Source organism: Paenibacillus spongiae (assembly GCF_024734895.1).
GTDB classification, from domain to species: domain Bacteria; phylum Bacillota; class Bacilli; order Paenibacillales; family Paenibacillaceae; genus Paenibacillus_Z; species Paenibacillus_Z spongiae.
This window is the reverse complement of the sequence record NZ_CP091430.1, coordinates 1,738,763-1,757,505: the sequence shown is the minus strand read 5'-3', so window position 1 is coordinate 1,757,505 and position 18,743 is coordinate 1,738,763. Positions and strand designations below refer to the sequence as shown.

Genomic DNA, 18,743 nt, shown 5'->3' with positions numbered 1-18,743 from the left:
TATGAATGCATCAAATATGGACCGGCAGCGGATCCGACTTCAGGGGATTTTCCACCATCGATGCCGTCTGCTCGGTAACAAGATAGAGGCGATGGATGAGAACATGAACATCATCACCGGGCTGCAGCGGCTCTTGATCCAGAGACCGGTGGGCCGACAGCCGGTTTTCTCCCACCTGCACCTCAAGCTCCAGATGCGCGCCGCGGAAAAACACATGGCGGACTGTTCCCTTCGCAGCGGCAGACGGATACAGAAGCTCTCTCCGGCGTCCTACCTCGACGAACTCCGGACGGATAATGGCTCTGCTGCTTCCGCTTCCCATTTCAAGACTAGCCACATGCTCGAATCCGCGAAGAAGCTGAGGTTTCTCGATCACCGTGGACTGTCCGATAAAACCGGCGACAAACGCGGTCTCCGGCGCGGTATACACCGATAACGGGGTCCCCTGCTGCTCCAGCCGGCCCTGCTGCACGATCAGCATCTCGTCGGCGACTTCGACCGCTTCATCCTGGTCATGCGTAACGAAGATCGACGTGATGCCGAGGGTTGCAATCAATTGCTTCAACCAGGTACGCAATTCCTTGCGCACCTTGGCATCGATGGCCGCGAACGGCTCATCCAGCAGCAGCAGCTCCGGCCGGGGAGCGAGCGCCCTTGCGAAGGCGACGCGCTGCCGCTGCCCGCCGGACAGCTGATGCGGATAACGGCGTTCGAATCCGCGAAGACCCGTCAGGTCCAGCAGCTCATCGACTCTCGCCGCAATTTCTTTCTTGTCCGTCTTACGAATGGTTAGACCAAAGGCAATATTATCGAACACATTCATATGCTTGAACAAAGCGTAATGTTGAAAGACGAATCCGATCCCCCGCTCCTGAGGAGGCACGTCGTTAACCCGCTTGCCATTAATAAAGACATCTCCGCTATCCGGACTTTCCAGTCCGGCCAGCATACGAAGCAGCGTCGACTTCCCGCCCCCGCTCGGTCCGAGCAGACCGATCAGCTTGCCTCGCCCGACACTGAAGCTGACATCCGCTACGGCCTTATGCGTGCCGAACGTCTTGGATACATCGCGTACCTCAATGTGCATGCTCACCGCTCCTTTCCCCATCCGGCTCCCGTTGAGCCGTTTTCCATTCCACGAAGGATTTGACGACGAGTGTGAAAACCGCCAACAGTACAAGCAGCGACGCTACCGCGAACGACGCGGAGAACTGATACTCGTTATACAATATTTCAACATGGAGCGGCAGCGTATTCGTCTCCCCGCGGATATGACCGGAAACGACGGATACCGCGCCGAATTCCCCCATCGCTCTGGCGTTGCACAAAATAATGCCGTACAGCAGCCCCCACTTGATATTCGGCAGCGTCACCCGCCAGAAGATCTGCCATCCCTTGGCGCCCAGGCTCGCGGCGGCCTCTTCTTCCTGAATGCCCTGCGCCTGCATCAACGGAAGCAGCTCGCGGGCCACGAAGGGGAAGGTGACGAAGGTCGTCGCAAGCACGATACCCGGCAGCGCGAACACGATCTGGATGTTGTGATCGTCCAGCCACGGGCCGAACCAGCCTTGAGCGCCGAACAAGAGGATGAAGATGAGACCGGCGATAACCGGCGATACGGCAAACGGCAGATCGATCAACGTAATAAGCAGATTCTTGCCGCGAAAATAAAATTTGCTTATCGCCCAGGCAGCCGCTATGCCGAACAGCGTATTCAGCGGGACGGAAATCGCGGCGGCGAGCAGCGTCAGCTTAAGCGCGGATACCGCATCCGGATCCGTAATCGACGCCGCATATACGCCGGCTCCCTTCTTGAACGCCTCGACAAAGACGGATGCGAGCGGAAGGACGACGATCAGCCCAAGAAACAATAGCGCAGCGGCAATCAGCACCCACCGGATAATCGGCGCTTCGGTGGTATGCTTCGGGCGGATCGATGCTTTATCGGACAAATGAGTTGTTACAGCTCCTGCCATTGCAAGCCCACCCCCCTATTCCGACGCTGTGCGCCGGTTGCTGCGCCACTGGAAGTAATTAATAAGGAACAGCATCAGGAACGATGCCGTCAGCATAACAAGCGCGATTGCCGTCGCTCCCGCATAATCGAACTGTTCCAGCTTCGTCATGATCAGCAGCGGCGTAATCTCCGTCTTGAGCGGCATATTGCCCGAGATAAAGACAACGGACCCGTATTCACCGATCCCCCTGGCAAATGCGAGCGCAAACCCGGTCAAGAGGGAGGGAAGGAGCTGCGGCAGAATGACCTTGCGGAAGGTCACCCACCGGTAGGCTCCGAGCATTACCGCCGCTTCCTCCGTCTCATTGTCCAGCTCTTGAAGGACGGGCTGCACCGTGCGAACGACGAAAGGTAGCCCGATGAAGATCAAGGCAATCGTAATGCCAATAGGCGTGAATGCCACCTTGATGCCGATCGGCTCAAGCAAGGAGCCGATCCAGCCGTTCGGCGCATAGATCGCCGTAAGAGCAATACCCGCCACGGCGGTAGGCAAAGCAAACGGCAGATCGACAAGACTGTCGACGAGCTTCTTGCCGGGGAAGCGGTACCTCACCAGCACCCAGGCAACCAGCAGACCGAACACAAGATTCGCCAGCGCTGCGGCAAGCGCCGTCATCAAGCTGACGCGGTAGGACGCGAGGACGCGCGCATTCGTTACGGTCTGCCAGAATTGCTCCCACGTAAGACCGGTTGTTTTGATAAACACGCCGGCAAGCGGAATCAACACGATCAGACTTAAGTAAAAAATCGTAAATCCGAGGGACAACCCGAAACCGGGCAGGACGCTGCGAGCTTTGGAACCTTTCATGTGAAGTCAGCTCCCGTCAGCATCCGGATTATGAGCCTGGCGTATAAATTTGATCAAATACGCCGCCATCTGCAAAATGTTTGGATTGCGCTTCTTTCCAGCCTCCGAAATCGCCATCGATGGTCAGCAAGTCAAGCTGCGGGAACCGGTCCTTGAATTGCTCCGCTACGGATGCCAGCTGCGGACGATAGTAGTTCTCCGCTACCAGCTTCTGTGCTTCTTCCGTGTATAAATAGTTGAGATACGCTTCCGCGACATCGCGCGTTCCCTTATTGTCGGCCACCTTGTCGACAACGGCTACAGGCGGCTCTGCCAAGATGCTTATCGAAGGATAGATGATTTCGAATTTATCCTTGCCCAGCTCATTGACCGACAGATACGCTTCATTCTCCCAAGCCAGCAGAACGTCGCCCAGACCGCGCTCGACGAACGTCGTCGTCGATCCGCGCGCGCCGGAATCGAGAACCGGCACATGCTTGAACAGCTCCGCTACGAAAGCCTTCGCTTTGTCTTCATCTCCGCCGTTCTGTTTGAGGGCATAACCCCAGGCAGCCAAATAGTTCCATCTGGCGCCGCCGCTCGTCTTCGGATTCGGTGTGATAACCTCCACATCATCCTTAATCAGATCATTCCAATCTTTGATGCCTTTGGGATTTCCTTTGCGTACCAAGAGCACGATCGTTGACGTATAAGGCGAGCTGTTGCTCTCGAATTTCTTCTGCCAGTCGGGATTGGTGATCCCTTGGTCCGCTATGGCGTCGATGTCGTAGCCAAGGGCCAGCGTCACCACATCGGCCTTCAGCCCATCGATCACGGCGCGGCTTTGTTTGCCTGACCCGCCGTGAGACTGCTTGATCGTGACGTCTTGATTCTGTTCCTTCTTCCAATAATCGGCGAACAGCTTATTGTAAGCTTCGTAAAGCTCTCGGGTCGGGTCATAGGAGACATTAAGCAGCTCTACGGCCGGTTTCTTTGCTTCCCCGGATGAATGGCCGCCGGTTTCGTTGCCGGATGCTTCGTTCTTCGCTTTGCCTGCATCTTCGCCCGCGTCTGCTTTGCCATTGTTATTGGCGCTGCCGCAGCCTGAAAGGACGATTGCGAACACGACGAGGACCAGAAATGAACGGAATGAGAACATGGATTTCGCTGTCATATGTGACATATAAAAAGCTCCCCTCATCACTTGAAACAGATCGATGAATCAATCGTTCACTCCGGTGGTCCGGTCGAAACCATTATTATTCCTACCTGTTTAGTATGTTATGGATGAATAATAGCAGTGGACTAGCATCGATGTCAACCAATTTTTTTAAATTTTCTAATTAGGGGTATAAGTTCCGCTTATATATGTTCGGGCTGCCTATTCACCACATGCCACATGCCACACGCCACACACCGCTCACCTCCCCCGTACGATGTACAACGTCCTCCCTCTGCATTACAACGGCAAAAAGCCCCTTTCCCGTCAGCAAACGGACAAGAAAGGAGCTTCAATTTGTATGATTCCACGCTTACATTACACGCCGCGTTTATTATGGCCGGTAACGAGAACGGTATCCACGTAAGGCCGTACCCGGTCCATCAGACGCTGGCCCTTATGCAGCTCATCGCCCTCCCGGTTCGTAAAGCTGAAGTGGCGTTCGAGCATATCCAGATCATAGTTAGATGTATAAAAGGTCGGCTTCCGGTTCATCCGGTAGTTCAGGATCGCACCCATCACATGATCCCTCGCCCAAGGATTCAAATTCTCCGCCCCGATATCGTCAAAGATGAGCAGGTCCGTCTCCTTCATCAGATCGACCGTTTCCTTCAGCTTCCCAGGCTCATGCATGAGCATCTTCAAATCCTCGACAAAATCCGGCATGTAGACGATCGCTCCCGTATAGCCGGCTTTCGCCAGCTCGTAGAGCATATAGCACATGAGAAACGTCTTGCCTGTGCCGAACGAACCGGCCAGATACAGCCCTCTGCGCTGCAGTCCGCTCTCCTTGGTCTTGTCGATGTATTGAAATACCTGCATGACCGCCTTGCTCCGCTTCAAATCACTCGTTAAGATTTCGTCCGCCGAATACCCTTGGGACAATGCTGTCTCGTCTACATAGAAGCTTCTCACCCGGCTGCGGATTTGTTCTTCGTTCTGTCTGGTCCGCAGCTTGTTGCACATGACTTTGCGGTCATTGAGCTGAACCGTTTCCCCGACGGTTTCACAAGATAATAACGTATAATGGCCTTCGAAATCGTTCGGACAACGATCGAGTCCCGGGCAATCGGAACAGCTGCGCTGCTCCTTCACATATTGATACACGCGGTTCAGATTCAGCCGGATCGTCTCCCGGTCAAGCTCCGGATGCTCGGCGCGAAGGCGCTCCACGAGCGGATCCCCGAGCAGCTCTCCCAACAGACGATCCGCCTCTTGAAGGGCATTCTTGCCTGTCGGCCATTGTTTGATAATTGCGCCAAGAGATTCCATCGCCATATCCGTCATCACCTCCGATTACTTATTGCCGTCCAGCTTGCGCGCAAGCCGGCGCATTTCTTCCAGCTCTTCCTGCGATACGGCCAGCTCTCCGGCCTCCTGCACGATAGCCATGGCCGGTTTACGGCCGCGCGTCCGTCCGGAAGCAGCGCCTCGCGCTCCTCCGGAAGCCTTTCCTCCCGCAGCTCCGCCAGCCTGCCTCAACTCCCGGTCCTTCTCCATGCGAACCTGATCCCGGACATAACGCACCGCTTTCTCGAACGAGTCGATCCGCTTCACTAGCATATTAGAAGCAACTGCATCTATGTACGTCTTCGTCACCCGCTGCGCATCGTTCATGCCGAGCACATAGTGAATGAGCACATTAATGACTGATCCCGTAAGCCGATAATTCAAATCGATCACTTCGAACACTCGTATAATCCATTCCGGAACGGCACCCGGGAAGAACCTGGTGACAAACCTCGTATGCGGCTCGTTGCGCATCAGCATATTATACTGATGAATATCGCAGCGCCCGGCCAGCTGTGCCGGCACCTCCATATAGAACTCTTCCTGAACGGCCACTTCCTCCAGCGGCTCGTCGCCCGTGTCGCCTTGCTCGCCTGCGCTAGCCGCCTCCATCCGCCCCTGCATGCGCAGCCGGTCCTCGTCGCGCTTGCGGTCTTGACGGTACATCTGGCTCGCGCGAAGCTGCAGCTCGTCCATCATCAGCTCGCCCCGGGTACTGAACACATCGTCCTCGTCCAGCAGCCTGCATAAATCGACAACGGTCAGGCTGTATTTATAAGCGACGAAATTGAGCTGAGCCATTTGTTCCTCATCGCCGCGCAGCCGCTCGACATATTTGCGGTTCGCCGAGTTCCGCGGGAAGCGGCTGATGATTTCTCCGTACTGGATGCCTGCCGTCTCCAGCTGCGGCTTCGCGGCCGGGCTGCGGGTCGGCGCAACCTCGGACAACGCCTGCTCCAGCTCCACATCGACCGTCTGCGCATTCAACTTGAACAGCTCATAGAACGGAACCGTTATGTTGTCGCGCGCAAGCTCCGCCCCCGCCAGCTCATCCGCTTCCTTCTCGTAGAATGATTCCCGGAGCGAAATGACCGCGTATTTGCCAACCTTATCCCGAAGCAGCAGCATAAGATGAGGATTGCGGAAAAACTCATCCGGCGAGAGCGGCTTAATGAGTTCATATTCATAGACATAATCGTCGCTGTCGGGAACGCCCAGACGGGATGTCTGCAGCAGACCGACGGCCTCCAGGCGCGATGCCTGTTCGACAAATTCTTGTCGTCCCCGCTCATGCATGTCCAGCCCCGATCCGAGGAACAGCTTCCGCTGCGGCTCAAGCGGCGAATAGCCTACTCTATCATCAGGCACCAGCTGATAGAACAGCTGATACAATCCAGTTGCAAACGCACCGATCATCGGCTGATAGATCAGCCCGATCATCTTTCGGTCTACAGCGCTTAAGGAGAAGTCACGGTAGCTGTAGTACCGGTGATGCTCCGTAAATTGATGCATATTACCGATTCGCATCGTGCAATCGTCTCCATCCGCCTTATACTTTCTACTATTCTAACATACTTTCAAGCACGTCGAAAAAAAGAAAATTCCCCCGATCCGAGGGAATTCGCTTCTCATAAGAATGCCGCGCTTCACGCGCAGAATCAAGGGCTAAATAATGGGATGGGGATATTCCCCGCCGGGCTCGATCCCCTGCTCCGCCAGCTCCTGGAGCAACGCACTCCGCTCCTCGTACGTATCGGCCAGACTCGGCTCCTCCTGCTTATCCAGCCATTGGCGGATAACTGCGGCTGTCTTGGCCGGCTGCTTCATGAGCAGCTGCCGCTGAGCCCTCAGCACGCAATAAATTTCGGCATTCGGCAGCCGCTTATACAAATTCTGAGCGTAATCGCGTCCCGCCTGGTCGCCGCTTCCGTACAAGATGAGCATCTGCTGCCTGATTTGCGGCAGCTGCCGCTGAAGCGTGCCGTTCAAGCAAGCGGCCACATATTCCTTCCATCGCATCGCGTCGCCCAGCTTCGCTTCTTCATTCAAGGCATGGAATGCCGTCCGGTTATCCGCTTCGCTCCAGGCCGCTTGGAACGCCACCGCGCTTTTGGCCTGCAGCACGCTGGACACGTAAGCCGCCTGCAATTTCGACCTGTTTACAATATCGGTATACGCTGCCGTTCCGGATACGATAATGCCGCCTCGGAAGCGATCCGGATACGAAATCAAGGCGGTTAACGCCGGGAATGAACCGGCCCCGTATGAGCATACGTACGCCTCGCGCACCTCGCATTTATCAAGCAGGCGTCTCATATCCTCGGCTATCAATGGAAGCGCAAGCGGCGCATTCCCCGGCTCGGAGCGCCCGTGGCCGCGCATATCCATCGTAATGATTCGATGGGAGCCGGACAGCTCCGTTCTGATATAAGTAAATAAACGGCTGCTTAGACATGGAGGATGAACGCATAGAATGGGTACGCCGGAGCCTTCTTCGTGAAAATGGAGGGATACGTCTGAAAGGCGAAAAAAGGGCATGCTACCACACCTCGGATCTCTTGCCCGTCCTGCATTGGCTGCTTGGAAGGGAAAAATTTTTCCTTAGTATGACCATGCCCTTGCGGTTTTCATGTTAGAACATTTTGTATCCGCCGCGACGCAGCGCACGGATCGCAGCACCGCTTATATACGCCCCAATAACAGCGCCGATTCCCGGAATGATGTCCACGAACGTAAACGCCGTGAAATTGGCCGTGAAGGACTTATCATGATCCCAGGTCTGCCAGATGAACAGAGGCAGCAGGACGATGAATAATAAATAAATCGGAAACCATGTGGTTTTGAGCAGCATGTTGAGAATAAACCCGATTCCGAACATCATGACAAGAAATAATACGGTCGCAATTGCAAGCTGCAATATATCGACATCTGCATTCATGACACATCGTTCCCCTTTCGCTACGATTAGTTTAGTAGATGATACTTAGGAAGTCAATTTCATTCGTCGACTTGTCACAAGACCGTCATTTGCTCTTCCTTGCACGGGTACGTTACAATGAATGCGAATATGTATACAAACCGATATTGGGGTGTTACAGACACCTTAAGAGGGAGAGATAACACATGAGTGAAGCAGCACAAACATTAGACGGCTGGTATGCGTTGCATGATTTCCGTTCCATTGACTGGAGCGCATGGAGACAAGCGGACCCTGGCGTCAGAACTGCGGCGTTGGACGAGCTCCAGAGCTTCTTGAAGCAATGGCAGGCGGCCGAGGACGCAAGAACGGGAAGCACGGCTTTCTATGCCATTGTCGGCCAGAAGGCGGACTTCGTTCTCATGCACCTTCGCGAGACGCTTGAAGAGCTAAACGAGCTCGAAACCGCATTTAACAAAACCATATTCGCCGGATTCACGACACCGGCTCATTCTTATGTCAGCGTTGTCGAGCTCAGCAATTATATGACGCCGCCTGGGGTGGATCCGATGCAGAACCCGGATATCATCGCGCGTTTGAAGCCGGCGCTGCCGAAGTGGAACCATATCTGCTTCTATCCGATGAATAAACGCCGCCAGGGCAATGACAACTGGTACATGCTCAGCATGGAAGAGCGCCGCAAGCTGATGTACAGCCATGGCATGATCGGCCGCCAGTACGCGGGCAAGGTTAAGCAAATCATTACCGGATCCGTCGGCTTCGACGACTGGGAATGGGGCGTAACGCTGTTTGCCCATGAAGCGCTGCAATTCAAGAAGCTCGTATACGAAATGCGTTTCGATGAAGTAAGTGCGCGCTACGGCGATTTCGGCGACTTCTATGTAGGCAACCTGCTTACGGAAGAGAAGCTGTCCCGGATGCTTCAAATCTAATAGAACAAATAAACCGTCAGGGCCTATTGAGAGGCTCTGACGGTTTATTATTATTACGAATCGAATGAAACCGCCAGCCGCTTCATAGCGGAACGGTTCATTCTGTAATAGCCAGCTCTGATCTAATCGTCGTCATCCTCTTCCATCAGCCTCTTCGCTTCAAGATAGGCCTCGGTCTGACGGTCGCGCTCCCGCCCCTTCTCCTTGAGCCGCTCGATAGCGGGAAGAATGAGAATATCGACTTCCTTCTGCACGGTATAGGACAAGTCGTAACGGTTCTGGGATTCCAGGAACGAGCCGACTTCCATGAGCGCATTGTAACGTTCCAGCTCATCACGGGTCAACAGGCTTCGGACTTGCACGCTGCAGTGTCTCATTAGAGTATCTTTCCTTTACGGACAACGAGTGGAATGCCGCCAATAATATAGAGATACCGGATATCAATGGCTTTCTTAAACCAAGCTGCCTTGCTGCCTGTATACTTCTTGCCGAACACGATCCCGATCGCTTCGCCCTTGCCCAGAGAAGCCACCGTACCTTTGTTCTTGAATTCAAATTGCTTCAGCGGCTGGTTGCGGATTGAAGCGACCAGGTTGTGAGCGCAAACGACGCCCTGCTGCATTGCAATTTGAGCGGTTGGCGGATATGGACGCCCTTCCGGATTAAACACGAGCGAATTATCCCCAACGACGTAGATATTCTCATGATTCGGAACGCGAAGACACTCGTCGATCTTCACGCGCCCGCGCATCGTCTCGATGCCTGCTTCCTCGATCAGACGGTTGCCGCGTACGCCTGCCGCCCATATAACGGTAGCCGCCCGGATTTCTTCGCCTTCGCCGACAATGACGCCATCCGGCGTGCATTCCTTGATGGCGGTACCGATGCGGAATATAACGCCTTTCTTGGTCAGCACCTGCATGCCGTATTCCACAAGTTCCGGGTCAAAGCCTGGCAGCGCGGTAGGAGCCGCTTCAATATTATAGAGCTTAACCAACTGCGGATCGACATCGAACTGCTTGCACAGCTCCGGTATGCGATCGGCCAGCTCGCCTACGAACTCGATGCCGGTAAAGCCGGCTCCGCCGACGACAAACGTGAGATAATCCGTGCGATGCGGCTCGCGCTTGTAGCGGGCAAATTGGTATTCAATATGTTCACGGATCAATCGGACGGAATTTAAGCTGCGAATATTCATGGCGTATTCAAGCATGCCCGGTATACCGAAAGTTTCTGGCTCCCCGCCTACGCCGATAACCAGGTAATCATAGGACAAGGTGCCGTCCTCGAGAATGACCTTCTTATCCTGCGTTCGAATTTGAACCACGGTCGACTTGACGAAATCGATTTTGAATTCGTCAATAAGCTTGGAGATGCTGACTCGCGCATTCTCGGCACGGTCCGTTCCGGCTGCAGGCATGTGCAAATGAGTTGTAATGTAATGATAGTCATGCTTGTTAACAAGCGTTACATCAGCCTCATTGTAATTCAATTCTTTCTGGAGGCGAAGCGCCGTCAATATGCCACCGTAACCAGCCCCGAGAATGACGATTTTCGGTATGTTACTCATCGCAGAATCCCATCCATTCCTGTTCCCTTTAACTTTGTGAAAAATTACACAATCGAAGTTAAAGAAGTTAACATTTCTTTTTCTGTAATGTTCGAAAACACGAGTCTTGCTCCATCTTGCGCATTGTAGACAATCTCGCTTTTAATACCTCACATGATACAAACTTTTTCATTAAAGTTCAAGGGTTAAAGTATACGAAAAACTTTAGAATAACATACAATTTTCATTTCCATCCAGCTTGTCGAAAAGCTATAATGAACTCTGTGGATCGATAAAATGGAGGTGCCACCATGTCTAACTCTGAAGCAACAGAATCCATCGTTGATATTGTCATTATCGGCGGCGGCCCAACCGGAATGTTCGCCGCTTTCTACGGAGGAATGAGGCAAGCTACCGTTAAAATAATAGAGAGTATGCCGCAGCTTGGAGGACAGCTTGCAGCGCTCTATCCGGAGAAATACATTTACGATGTAGCCGGCTTCCCGAAAGTGACCGCTCAAGAACTGGTCGATCAGCTTAAGCAGCAGATGAACCACTTCAAGCCTGAAGTATACCTTGAAGAAAAAGTTCAGGAAGTTAAAAAGCTGGACGAGCGCTTGTTCATGGTCAAGACAGACAAAGCAACCCATTATGCGAAGGCCGTCATTATTACGGCAGGCGTCGGTGCCTTCGAGCCTCGACGGCTGGAGCTGCCCGAAGCGGCCAAGTTCGAGAAGAAGAACCTGCATTATTTCGTAAGCGATCTGCAGCAGTTCAAGAATCAGCATGTTCTGATCAACGGCGGCGGAGATTCCGCAGTCGATTGGGCGCTCATGCTTGAGCCGATCGCGGCCAGCGTTACGCTCATTCACCGCCGCGACAAATTCCGCGCCCATGAGCATAGCGTTGAGAATTTGATGAAATCCAAGGTAAACGTGATGACACCGTATGAAATTACAGGGCTGCACGGTACGGATCGCATCGAGCGTCTGACGCTGCAGAACATCACCACCAAAGAAACGAAAGAGCTGCAAGTCGAATCGGTCATCATCAATTTCGGATTCGTCTCATCGCTTGGTCCGATTTCCGATTGGGGAATCGATATCGAGAAAGGATCGATCCTTGTCGATTCACGGATGGAAACGAGCATCTCCGGTATTTTTGCCGCTGGCGATATTACGACATATCCCGGCAAGCTTAAGCTGATAGCCGTCGGCTTCGGAGAAGCGCCTACCGCCATCAATAACGCCAAAGTTTACTTTGATCCCGATGCAAGGCTGTCGCCGGGACACAGCAGCAATATGAAATTGTAGATCATCTGATTGATCCATAAAATGAGGGTATCCTATTCAATACCGACGGTTGACGAGACCATGCGGATCGAGGAGGATACCCTTTATGTTATGTCCCATATGCAATGGATTGGAGCAGCTAGACGCACGGTGTCCGGTCTGTGCAAGTTATATGGACAATTGCGGATTACCAGCCGATTATACTGCTCCGTATGCGCCTTATCAGCCGATTGATGAAGCCTCTTCCAATTTCATGGAAACGGTTATTGTCGATCAAAAGTGCCAGCATGTTGTATATTGTCCGCGATGTGATCATGTTTGCGAGGTGTCGATCCAGAAATGGCGCGAGGGCGGGGCTTGAACCGCTCCTTCACGGTTCTTATGCGGTGATGCGATAGTGATCCGGGTTGATCTGCCTGCGTTTTATTTCAGCGGCGAGCAGTTTGATGAATTCGGATTCCAAGCTTAACTGGATCGCCGCATGATAAGCATCTATCAGCAGCTCGTCAGACAGAATCTCCATGTTCCACACTCCTTTCCTGTATCTTCCATGTTTATCTTAGCATCTCGAAAATGGCGGAACAAGCGTTCCGATTATCCACAGATTACTGTGGACAGCATGTGAGTATGTTGTGGGTAAACGTCGAAAAAACAGGAATATCAACGAGGATAGTGTGAATAATGTTATGCACAACGCCATTTCGAAACGTTCCAATAAAAAACTTTGATGGTAATCTATGAACCTATCAACCAAATATATTAAATGCCATTAACGGCAGCAATCTACTTATTGCGGTCTCGTATTGACTTCAAATATCCACAGCTTGCCGCTTTTATCGATACCGAAATCGAAGCCAAGCTGGCCGATTCCGGGAAACCGGCTTTCCAGCACCTGTGTGGAGATCCTTGTCAGCTCCCGCATCTGCCGTTTCTTGCCAGCGACAGCCGAAGCCGAAACCGAGCGGCGTATGCCATCGGAGCCCAATAATTGCGTGCCGCCCCGGCACAGATTGGTCACGAACAAGCCGGGACGGGCCAATCGTCCGACAATGGCGCGTATCGTCCATACTCCGTTCTCCTTCACGTATTTAACGCGGTAATCAATCGGACGCCCGTCGATCGTTGCCAGACGAATGCCTTTCTGAATCAGATATCTGCGCCCCTTGCGCATCTTGTCCAACGATGCGAATAACCCTTCGAAGCTGGCAAATCGCTTGATCTGGGAATAGTACGTATACGAGTATCCACCTTGATCTTCCATCACTTTAATGACCCCGTGCCCGCCTGCGCCCTTAACCGGTTTAATGACCACCATACCATGCGCTGCCATCATACTTCGCAAATTCTGCGATGAGAACAATCGCGTCGGCGGAATATGAGGCGCAATTCGCGGATGAGACAGTAACGCTTCCGTCTTCGCCCACTTGCTTGCCAGCTGCCTTCCCTGTATTTCAACCATCCTGCTCTCTCCCTTCGATCTGCTTTCTCATAGATAACGTATGCCAGAGAGATAAGTGTCTCTTGGATGATTGTCCTCTATCCTCTCAAAAACAATCATACGCCTTGCATCTGCTAGGTTTATTTAATGATGATAGGCAAGCAGGGACGAACGGTCAAAAACATAGAATAAATAGGCGGCTTCATGAAACGTAAAAAAAAGACTCCCGTCAGGGAGCCTCTCTTATATCCTTATCCGATTCATTCCCTTATGAACTGTAAAGCTGCCGGCTGCTTCACTTTTGTCTTGCTCCGCCATCTCTTACGTATAATCGACAAGATTCTTGAGCTGACCATCCACGTTCTCGCTGCTTATGCCTCCGTGGTAACAAATAACCGATTCAATGTCATAATCCAGAAACTTCTTCAGCGAACGCAGGGCGGTATCCATATCCAATGTGTTTCGTTGAACAGGACCTCTTAAATTACCGTCCGCGCTTATCATAGCGTCGCCGGCAACAAGAATCCGGCTTTGTTTCAGATAGAGACTGATGTGGCCCGGAGTATGCCCGGGAGTGAAGATAACCTGAATTCCTCCGCAATACGGAAGCTCTTGGCCGTCCTGCAGCGTATGGTCTATATGAGCCTTAGGCGGATTCGCATACAAAATTCTGGATCCTTCCGGAAGCGACTCCCACGCCTCTTTACTCATACGGCCCGGATCCGTCTTGATAAGAGGCATGCTCCCTTCGATATAAGGCTTGTCCAGCTCATGGGCATATACGTCAATATGATGATTCGATTCCTTCAGCAGCTCCGGCAGGCTTCCGATATGGTCGATGTCCTGGTGAGTCAGAATCACGGCCTTTAATCGATTCAAGGGAACCCCAGCCTCACTCATGGCAATGCGCAAAGGTTCCAATAGTCCCGGCACACCCGTATCGATTAATATGGCGGCTTCATCATCCCAAATGAGAGTGGGATTCAATACGAAGCCCTGTACATGGATTTCAAGCATTGCGACGCCATCTGATATTCTCAAAGATTGATCCTCCTTCGATGAAGGTATGATTTGGTTTGCATCCTATTAATAGCACATCTCATCAGAAGGAATCAATAATAAAATATTATATTATATCACATAAATTATTATTTGTCAATATGAATGAATCGAACATTCCTTGAACTTATCCCCGCGCGACTTGCACCGATTCGCCTGATGTAGGTCGGCTCGACCTAATCAAATGAATTCAAATTACAACAGCCGGGGATTCCAGTATACTGTCTACACCGCCGCTTTAAGCATCCGTCTCATGTAAGCCATATAAGCAACGACGAAGTAAATGCTCTGCATGACGATGTAGATGGCGATTACTACGCCGGCATATACCCAAGTGCTCATATTGAGCAGATTGCCGAGCGCCTTCATCGCGAAGAACGTATGGAGAATGCCCAGACCCAACGGGACAAAGAAGATCATTCCGACTTGCGAAGCCACGATCCGCTTCATCTCGCCCGCGGTCATCCCAATCCGCGTCAGCGACCGGAACTGCGCCTCGTCGTCCTTCATTTCGGTAAACAGCTTGAAGTAAAGCATGCTGCCGGAAGCAATGAAGAACAACAGGCTGACGAACAGGCCGACGAAGAGCGTCAATGCCGACGTTTGCTGCAAATCCAAATACTGCTCGACACGGAACGTATTCACCTGAAGCTTCGTCTCGTCGGTCAAGGACATCGCGTTCTCGATCTTCTTCACCGTCGGCAGCGCTGTCGTCCAGTCCGCGATTTCGAACCCGTACATGACGTACTGCTTGCTTTCCGGCGTTTCCTGGCGGATCTGTGCGAAGCGGTCGTCATCTACCACGAGCAGGAACGTGAACGGACCTGCGGGCAGCATAACGGCGCCGAACCTGGTTTCCCCTAACGGATAAACGGTTGACTTGCCATTGACCTTCACTTTAATCGAGTCGCCCGCATATAACGGATTTTCACGCATTTCCTCGTAAGGATTGACGATGACGGCCGATCCGGCGCTAAGCGACAGCGGTTTATAACCCTTTACCTCGGCGGCGTGATTATAATCGGCTTGCGATACTATCGCGGCCTGCATGTCGCTTCTGCCTCTTGACCATTTTCCGCCTTCGGCAGGCTCCATCAGCTCGGTAGGAATACCGACTGTCCGCAGCTCGTATGACAATGACCGGTTGTCTGCTTCGATGATCGAACGAACCTTGGCCGGATCGATAATCTCCTGCTTGTTAAGGCCTTTCTCGTAGTATGCGATCGTCTGCGGATAATGCGTCGTAAGCTGTTCTTTACTGCCCTGCTGAAACACATAGAACGTCCCGGAAGCCGTTAACACGACAGCGCTCAGCAACGATACCATGAACAAAATCCGGGCATTGTCTTTCACCTTGAAAGCCATCTGCGAGAACGTAATCAGCCGGGTTCGCTTGAAATAAAACGGCTTGTTCTTCTGCACCAGACGAAGCAGTCCAATACTGCTCTGCGTGAAAAGAAAATATGAGCCCAGCGTCACTAAGCCGAGAATCGGCAGCGCAAAAACAAGAAATGTGGACATATTCATCATCCAAGCGAGCGCATAGCCGCCCCCAAGACTGACAACGGCCAGCAGCGACAGCCACGGCGAAGAGGCCGGAACCTTCTTGGGCTTGTTCGCTTCCTTCAGCAGATCGATAATTTCCGATCGGCCGACGCGAATGCTGGTGAGAACCGATAGAAAGAGGTATAAAGCAAAGTAACCAATCGCCGTGATGAGCAGCGCCTTGAGCGGCACCGCAAACCGGATCGGATTGTTCACGTCCAGCAGCAGCGCAAGCGCCATGAAGAACAGCTTGCTGAACAGAATGCCTATGCCAATGCCGACGCCAATCGCCAGCAGGGCAATAATGGCGCTCTCCATCACGATCATTCGTCTTAGTTGAAAGCGCGTCATCCCGAATAAGGTGAAGAGGCCGAACTCCTTCTTGCGCGTCTTCAGAAATGCGGAGTTCGCATAGAGCACGAAGAAGAACGAGAAGATAACGACGATATACTGGCATGCTTCCATTCCTCTGCGCACCCCGGCCGCCGCTTTGATATGGCCGTTGATCACATCGGGATGATAAATAAACGATCCGTACACGTAGAAGACGAAGACGGAGAACACGCTGCTTAAGAAGAAGGCGCTGTACGCCCGCCAGTTGCCCTTGATGCCGCTAAGCGCGAGAGAACGGAATGTCATCGAAGTTCCCTCCCAATACGCTGAGCGCGTCCAGTATTTGCTGGAAGAACAGCTGGCGGCTTGCGCCCTTGCGGATTTCCGAGAAGAACCGGCCGTCTTTAATGAAGATGATCCGATTGCAATAGCTGGCTGCGAACGGATCGTGAGTGACCATCGCAATCGTGGCGCCCATCGTCTCATTCAATTTCTTCAGCGACTCCATCACGTCCTTGGCCGCCTTCGAATCGAGATTCCCTGTCAGCTCGTCCGCAAGCAGAATGGATGGCTTGTGAATCATGGCCCGGGCGATGGCCGCGCGCTGCTTCTGACCACCGGATACCTCGTAGGTCCGTTTGTCCAGAATGGCCGTAATACCGAGAAGCTCCGCATAGGGATATAAGCTTTCCTCGATCCGCTTGACCGGCACGCCCTCCAGCACGAGCGGAAGGACGATATTCTCCTTTATCGACAGCGTATCGAGCAGATTAAAATCCTGAAACACGAAGCCAAGCTGTCTGCGCCGGAACAGCGCAAGCTGCTTCTCCTTCAAGCTGGACGGCTGCGTGCCGTTGATCTCGATCTTGCCCGAGGTCGGCTTGTCGATCGTGGCCAGCAGATTGAGCAGCGTCGTCTTCCCGCTTCCCGAAGGCCCCATAATGCCGACGAATTCGCCGGCTTCAACCTCCAGATGAATATCGATCAATGCCTTATGGGTCACATTGCCTTTGCTGCTGTACGTTTTGCACAGCGCTTCTGTTCTAAGTACGTTCATGTGCTCCTCCTAATTGTTTATATGAAAAGTAATCCGGATATCGTAAGCGAGAACTTTACGATACTCAGTATAAACCGGAGGAAGCACCGAACCTCATCGATTTACCTTTCAATGCCGATGACGAACCTTACAATCCTGTCACACTTCGGTCCCGCTTGAAAGAATTATTGAAACTTGTGCAGAACTTGCATCTGAAAAGAAACCGTGAACGTCGTACCGCTGCCGGGAACCGACGTTACCGACAGCCGATGCCCGAGCTTCGCGCAAACCTGCTTGGCCAAATAGAGGCCCATACCGGTCGATTCCTCGACAAGCCTGCCGTTATGGCCGGTATAGAACGGATCGAAGATCCGGGGCAGCTCGTGCGCCGCGATGCCGATTCCTTCATCGGTTACGCGCAGCGAGACGCCGCCGTCATCTGTCCGGTCGATTTGCAGCAGCAGTTTCTTCGTGCCGGGCTTAAGCTTACTGTACTTCACCGCATTGCCGACCAGCTGATGTACGACGAAGGCGATCCACTTCTCGTCTGTCTCCACATCCGCCTCTCCAATAATTTGCGGAAAGATAGAATGCTTGATGCAGAGTCTCTTATACGTATTCGTGACCTGTCGAACCAGTTCGTGCAGCGAAACGCGGCGAATATGCACATCCATCTCGAATTTATCCAGCCGCGCCGTGCTGAGCATCATATCGAGTCCCCGGGTGAGCCGCTCCGTCTCTTCACGTATACTGCCCAGTCCGGTCTGCGTATCGCCCGCGCCCTCCATCTGACCGGCCTGCTGCACGATCAAATCAATAACGGCGACGGGGGTCTTCATCTGATGAACCCATTGATGGATAAAGTGATTGTGCATCTCCTGTTGGCGCCGGTAAACGCCCAGCTGCTCCATATAGGCTTCATACTGAGTCCGGAGCAGCCGCTGAACGGCGATCTGATCCGTCGTAACCCCAGACCTGACACGCAGGGCCGCATCCAGCAAGGACGCCTGCCGCTTGGCTTCTTCTAACTGGCGGTAATAGGCGCGCTGTCGCAAATAGTCATATGCGAGCCACAGGGATAAACAGAAGAAAGCCAGCACGCCCGCATATACGGCCGTTGCCGGCTCAACGTCTCCCGGGTTGCGCAGCGCGCCGAGAATAAGAGCTGTATCCGATAATAGCAGCGCGGCCGTGAAGGCCGCGATATAGCTGAGACTGTCTTGGATATAGCGAAGCGGTCTGACCGCTGTTTCCGGTTTATCCGTGCCCGGAGCGGCGTCCGTTTTGTTGTTGTCATGATTCATTCAA

18 protein-coding genes are annotated in these 18,743 nt (G+C 52.8%); 2 read left to right on the top strand and 16 right to left on the bottom strand.

The annotated features are described in order from the left end of the window. Positions 1 to 10 precede the first annotated feature (10 nt). The 8 genes from L1F29_RS08070 to L1F29_RS08035 form a co-directional block, all read right to left on the bottom strand. The gene (locus L1F29_RS08070; RefSeq protein WP_258387817.1) at positions 11 to 1,087 is read right to left on the bottom strand and encodes an ABC transporter ATP-binding protein; all 1,077 of its coding nucleotides are present in this window, start codon (positions 1,085 to 1,087) and stop codon (positions 11 to 13) included. Further along, the gene (cysW, locus tag L1F29_RS08065; RefSeq protein WP_258387816.1) at positions 1,077 to 1,976 is read right to left on the bottom strand and encodes a sulfate ABC transporter permease subunit CysW; all 900 of its coding nucleotides are present in this window, start codon (positions 1,974 to 1,976) and stop codon (positions 1,077 to 1,079) included. The genes L1F29_RS08070 and cysW overlap by 11 nt, the downstream gene beginning before the upstream one ends. Before the next feature lie 15 nt (positions 1,977 to 1,991). Then, positions 1,992 to 2,825, bottom strand: coding sequence for a sulfate ABC transporter permease subunit CysT (gene cysT / locus L1F29_RS08060; protein WP_258387815.1), 834 nt, complete (start codon positions 2,823 to 2,825; stop codon positions 1,992 to 1,994). A gap of 28 nt (positions 2,826 to 2,853) precedes the next feature. Continuing rightward, positions 2,854 to 3,987 carry a sulfate ABC transporter substrate-binding protein gene (locus L1F29_RS08055; protein ID WP_373876483.1) on the bottom strand — a complete coding sequence of 378 codons (1,134 nt, stop codon included), beginning with the start codon at positions 3,985 to 3,987 and terminating at the stop codon, positions 2,854 to 2,856. Between the two features lie 354 nt (positions 3,988 to 4,341). Continuing rightward, entirely contained in the window at positions 4,342 to 5,295 is a 954-nt protein-coding gene (gene dnaI, locus L1F29_RS08050) for a primosomal protein DnaI (protein WP_258389639.1), read from the bottom strand. A 24-nt stretch (positions 5,296 to 5,319) separates the two neighbouring features. Next, complete coding sequence (locus L1F29_RS08045) at positions 5,320 to 6,840, bottom strand: replication initiation and membrane attachment family protein (protein WP_258387814.1); 1,521 nt, start codon at positions 6,838 to 6,840, stop codon at positions 5,320 to 5,322. A 138-nt stretch (positions 6,841 to 6,978) separates the two neighbouring features. Beyond that, positions 6,979 to 7,851 (bottom strand): alpha/beta fold hydrolase, encoded by an 873-nt coding sequence (locus L1F29_RS08040; RefSeq protein ID WP_258387813.1) that lies wholly within the window; start codon positions 7,849 to 7,851, stop codon positions 6,979 to 6,981. A 94-nt stretch (positions 7,852 to 7,945) separates the two neighbouring features. Beyond that, the gene (locus tag L1F29_RS08035; RefSeq protein ID WP_258387812.1) at positions 7,946 to 8,251 is read right to left on the bottom strand and encodes a YuiB family protein; all 306 of its coding nucleotides are present in this window, start codon (positions 8,249 to 8,251) and stop codon (positions 7,946 to 7,948) included. Between the two features lie 185 nt (positions 8,252 to 8,436). On the opposite strand from L1F29_RS08035, the gene hemQ reads away from it, so the two are divergent. Beyond that, positions 8,437 to 9,183, top strand: a complete 747-nt coding sequence (gene hemQ, locus L1F29_RS08030; RefSeq protein ID WP_258387811.1) for a hydrogen peroxide-dependent heme synthase — start codon at positions 8,437 to 8,439, stop codon at positions 9,181 to 9,183. 122 nt (positions 9,184 to 9,305) lie between these two features. Here the strand turns inward: hemQ and L1F29_RS08025 are convergent, their stop codons facing one another. Both L1F29_RS08025 and L1F29_RS08020 read right to left on the bottom strand, forming a co-directional pair. Further along, positions 9,306 to 9,560 carry a hypothetical protein gene (locus L1F29_RS08025; RefSeq protein ID WP_258387810.1) on the bottom strand — a complete coding sequence of 85 codons (255 nt, stop codon included), beginning with the start codon at positions 9,558 to 9,560 and terminating at the stop codon, positions 9,306 to 9,308. Beyond that, positions 9,560 to 10,753: an NAD(P)/FAD-dependent oxidoreductase gene (locus tag L1F29_RS08020; RefSeq protein WP_258387809.1), complete on the bottom strand. Its 1,194-nt coding sequence runs from the start codon at positions 10,751 to 10,753 to the stop codon at positions 9,560 to 9,562. The genes L1F29_RS08025 and L1F29_RS08020 overlap by 1 nt, the downstream gene beginning before the upstream one ends. Before the next feature lie 290 nt (positions 10,754 to 11,043). Between L1F29_RS08020 and L1F29_RS08015 the strand changes: the two genes are divergently transcribed. Then, a complete protein-coding gene (locus L1F29_RS08015; protein WP_258387808.1) occupies positions 11,044 to 12,045 on the top strand; it encodes an NAD(P)/FAD-dependent oxidoreductase in 1,002 nt (333 codons plus the stop codon). A gap of 358 nt (positions 12,046 to 12,403) precedes the next feature. On the opposite strand, the gene sda is transcribed toward L1F29_RS08015, so the two are convergent. The 6 genes from sda to L1F29_RS07985 all read right to left on the bottom strand — a co-directional run bounded on the left by sda (position 12,404) and on the right by L1F29_RS07985 (position 18,739). Beyond that, the gene (sda, locus tag L1F29_RS08010; protein WP_258387807.1) at positions 12,404 to 12,547 is read right to left on the bottom strand and encodes a sporulation histidine kinase inhibitor Sda; all 144 of its coding nucleotides are present in this window, start codon (positions 12,545 to 12,547) and stop codon (positions 12,404 to 12,406) included. 264 nt (positions 12,548 to 12,811) lie between these two features. Then, complete coding sequence (locus tag L1F29_RS08005) at positions 12,812 to 13,483, bottom strand: YheC/YheD family protein (protein ID WP_258387806.1); 672 nt, start codon at positions 13,481 to 13,483, stop codon at positions 12,812 to 12,814. Between the two features lie 300 nt (positions 13,484 to 13,783). Then, entirely contained in the window at positions 13,784 to 14,503 is a 720-nt protein-coding gene (locus L1F29_RS08000) for an MBL fold metallo-hydrolase (protein ID WP_258387805.1), read from the bottom strand. Positions 14,504 to 14,746: 243 nt separating this feature from the next. After that, positions 14,747 to 16,705, bottom strand: a complete 1,959-nt coding sequence (locus L1F29_RS07995) for an FtsX-like permease family protein (RefSeq protein ID WP_258387804.1) — start codon at positions 16,703 to 16,705, stop codon at positions 14,747 to 14,749. Beyond that, positions 16,680 to 17,456 (bottom strand): ABC transporter ATP-binding protein, encoded by a 777-nt coding sequence (locus tag L1F29_RS07990; RefSeq protein WP_258387803.1) that lies wholly within the window; start codon positions 17,454 to 17,456, stop codon positions 16,680 to 16,682. The genes L1F29_RS07995 and L1F29_RS07990 overlap by 26 nt, the downstream gene beginning before the upstream one ends. 164 nt (positions 17,457 to 17,620) lie before the next feature. Continuing rightward, positions 17,621 to 18,739, bottom strand: a complete 1,119-nt coding sequence (locus L1F29_RS07985; RefSeq protein WP_258387802.1) for a sensor histidine kinase — start codon at positions 18,737 to 18,739, stop codon at positions 17,621 to 17,623. Between the last annotated feature and the right edge of the window lie 4 nt (positions 18,740 to 18,743).

Excerpts from the sequence above, each read along its gene's own strand:
- L1F29_RS08055 (WP_373876483.1), bottom strand. The coding sequence starts at position 3,987 with ATGTCACATATGACAGCGAAATCCATGTTCTCATTCCGTTCATTTCTG.
- L1F29_RS08005 (WP_258387806.1), bottom strand. The coding sequence starts at position 13,483 with ATGGTTGAAATACAGGGAAGGCAGCTGGCAAGCAAGTGGGCGAAGACG.
- L1F29_RS08015 (WP_258387808.1), top strand. The coding sequence starts at position 11,044 with ATGTCTAACTCTGAAGCAACAGAATCCATCGTTGATATTGTCATTATC.
- L1F29_RS08020 (WP_258387809.1), bottom strand. The coding sequence starts at position 10,753 with ATGAGTAACATACCGAAAATCGTCATTCTCGGGGCTGGTTACGGTGGC.
- L1F29_RS07985 (WP_258387802.1), bottom strand. The coding sequence starts at position 18,739 with ATGAATCATGACAACAACAAAACGGACGCCGCTCCGGGCACGGATAAA.
- cysW (WP_258387816.1), bottom strand. The coding sequence starts at position 1,976 with ATGGCAGGAGCTGTAACAACTCATTTGTCCGATAAAGCATCGATCCGC.
- cysT (WP_258387815.1), bottom strand. The coding sequence starts at position 2,825 with ATGAAAGGTTCCAAAGCTCGCAGCGTCCTGCCCGGTTTCGGGTTGTCC.
- dnaI (WP_258389639.1), bottom strand. The coding sequence starts at position 5,295 with ATGGAATCTCTTGGCGCAATTATCAAACAATGGCCGACAGGCAAGAAT.
- sda (WP_258387807.1), bottom strand. The coding sequence starts at position 12,547 with ATGGAGATTCTGTCTGACGAGCTGCTGATAGATGCTTATCATGCGGCG.
- L1F29_RS07990 (WP_258387803.1), bottom strand. The coding sequence starts at position 17,456 with ATGAACGTACTTAGAACAGAAGCGCTGTGCAAAACGTACAGCAGCAAA.
- L1F29_RS08025 (WP_258387810.1), bottom strand. The coding sequence starts at position 9,560 with ATGAGACACTGCAGCGTGCAAGTCCGAAGCCTGTTGACCCGTGATGAG.
- L1F29_RS08070 (WP_258387817.1), bottom strand. The coding sequence starts at position 1,087 with ATGCACATTGAGGTACGCGATGTATCCAAGACGTTCGGCACGCATAAG.
- hemQ (WP_258387811.1), top strand. The coding sequence starts at position 8,437 with ATGAGTGAAGCAGCACAAACATTAGACGGCTGGTATGCGTTGCATGAT.
- L1F29_RS08035 (WP_258387812.1), bottom strand. The coding sequence starts at position 8,251 with ATGAATGCAGATGTCGATATATTGCAGCTTGCAATTGCGACCGTATTA.
- L1F29_RS07995 (WP_258387804.1), bottom strand. The coding sequence starts at position 16,705 with ATGACATTCCGTTCTCTCGCGCTTAGCGGCATCAAGGGCAACTGGCGG.
- L1F29_RS08040 (WP_258387813.1), bottom strand. The coding sequence starts at position 7,851 with ATGCCCTTTTTTCGCCTTTCAGACGTATCCCTCCATTTTCACGAAGAA.
- L1F29_RS08045 (WP_258387814.1), bottom strand. The coding sequence starts at position 6,840 with ATGCGAATCGGTAATATGCATCAATTTACGGAGCATCACCGGTACTAC.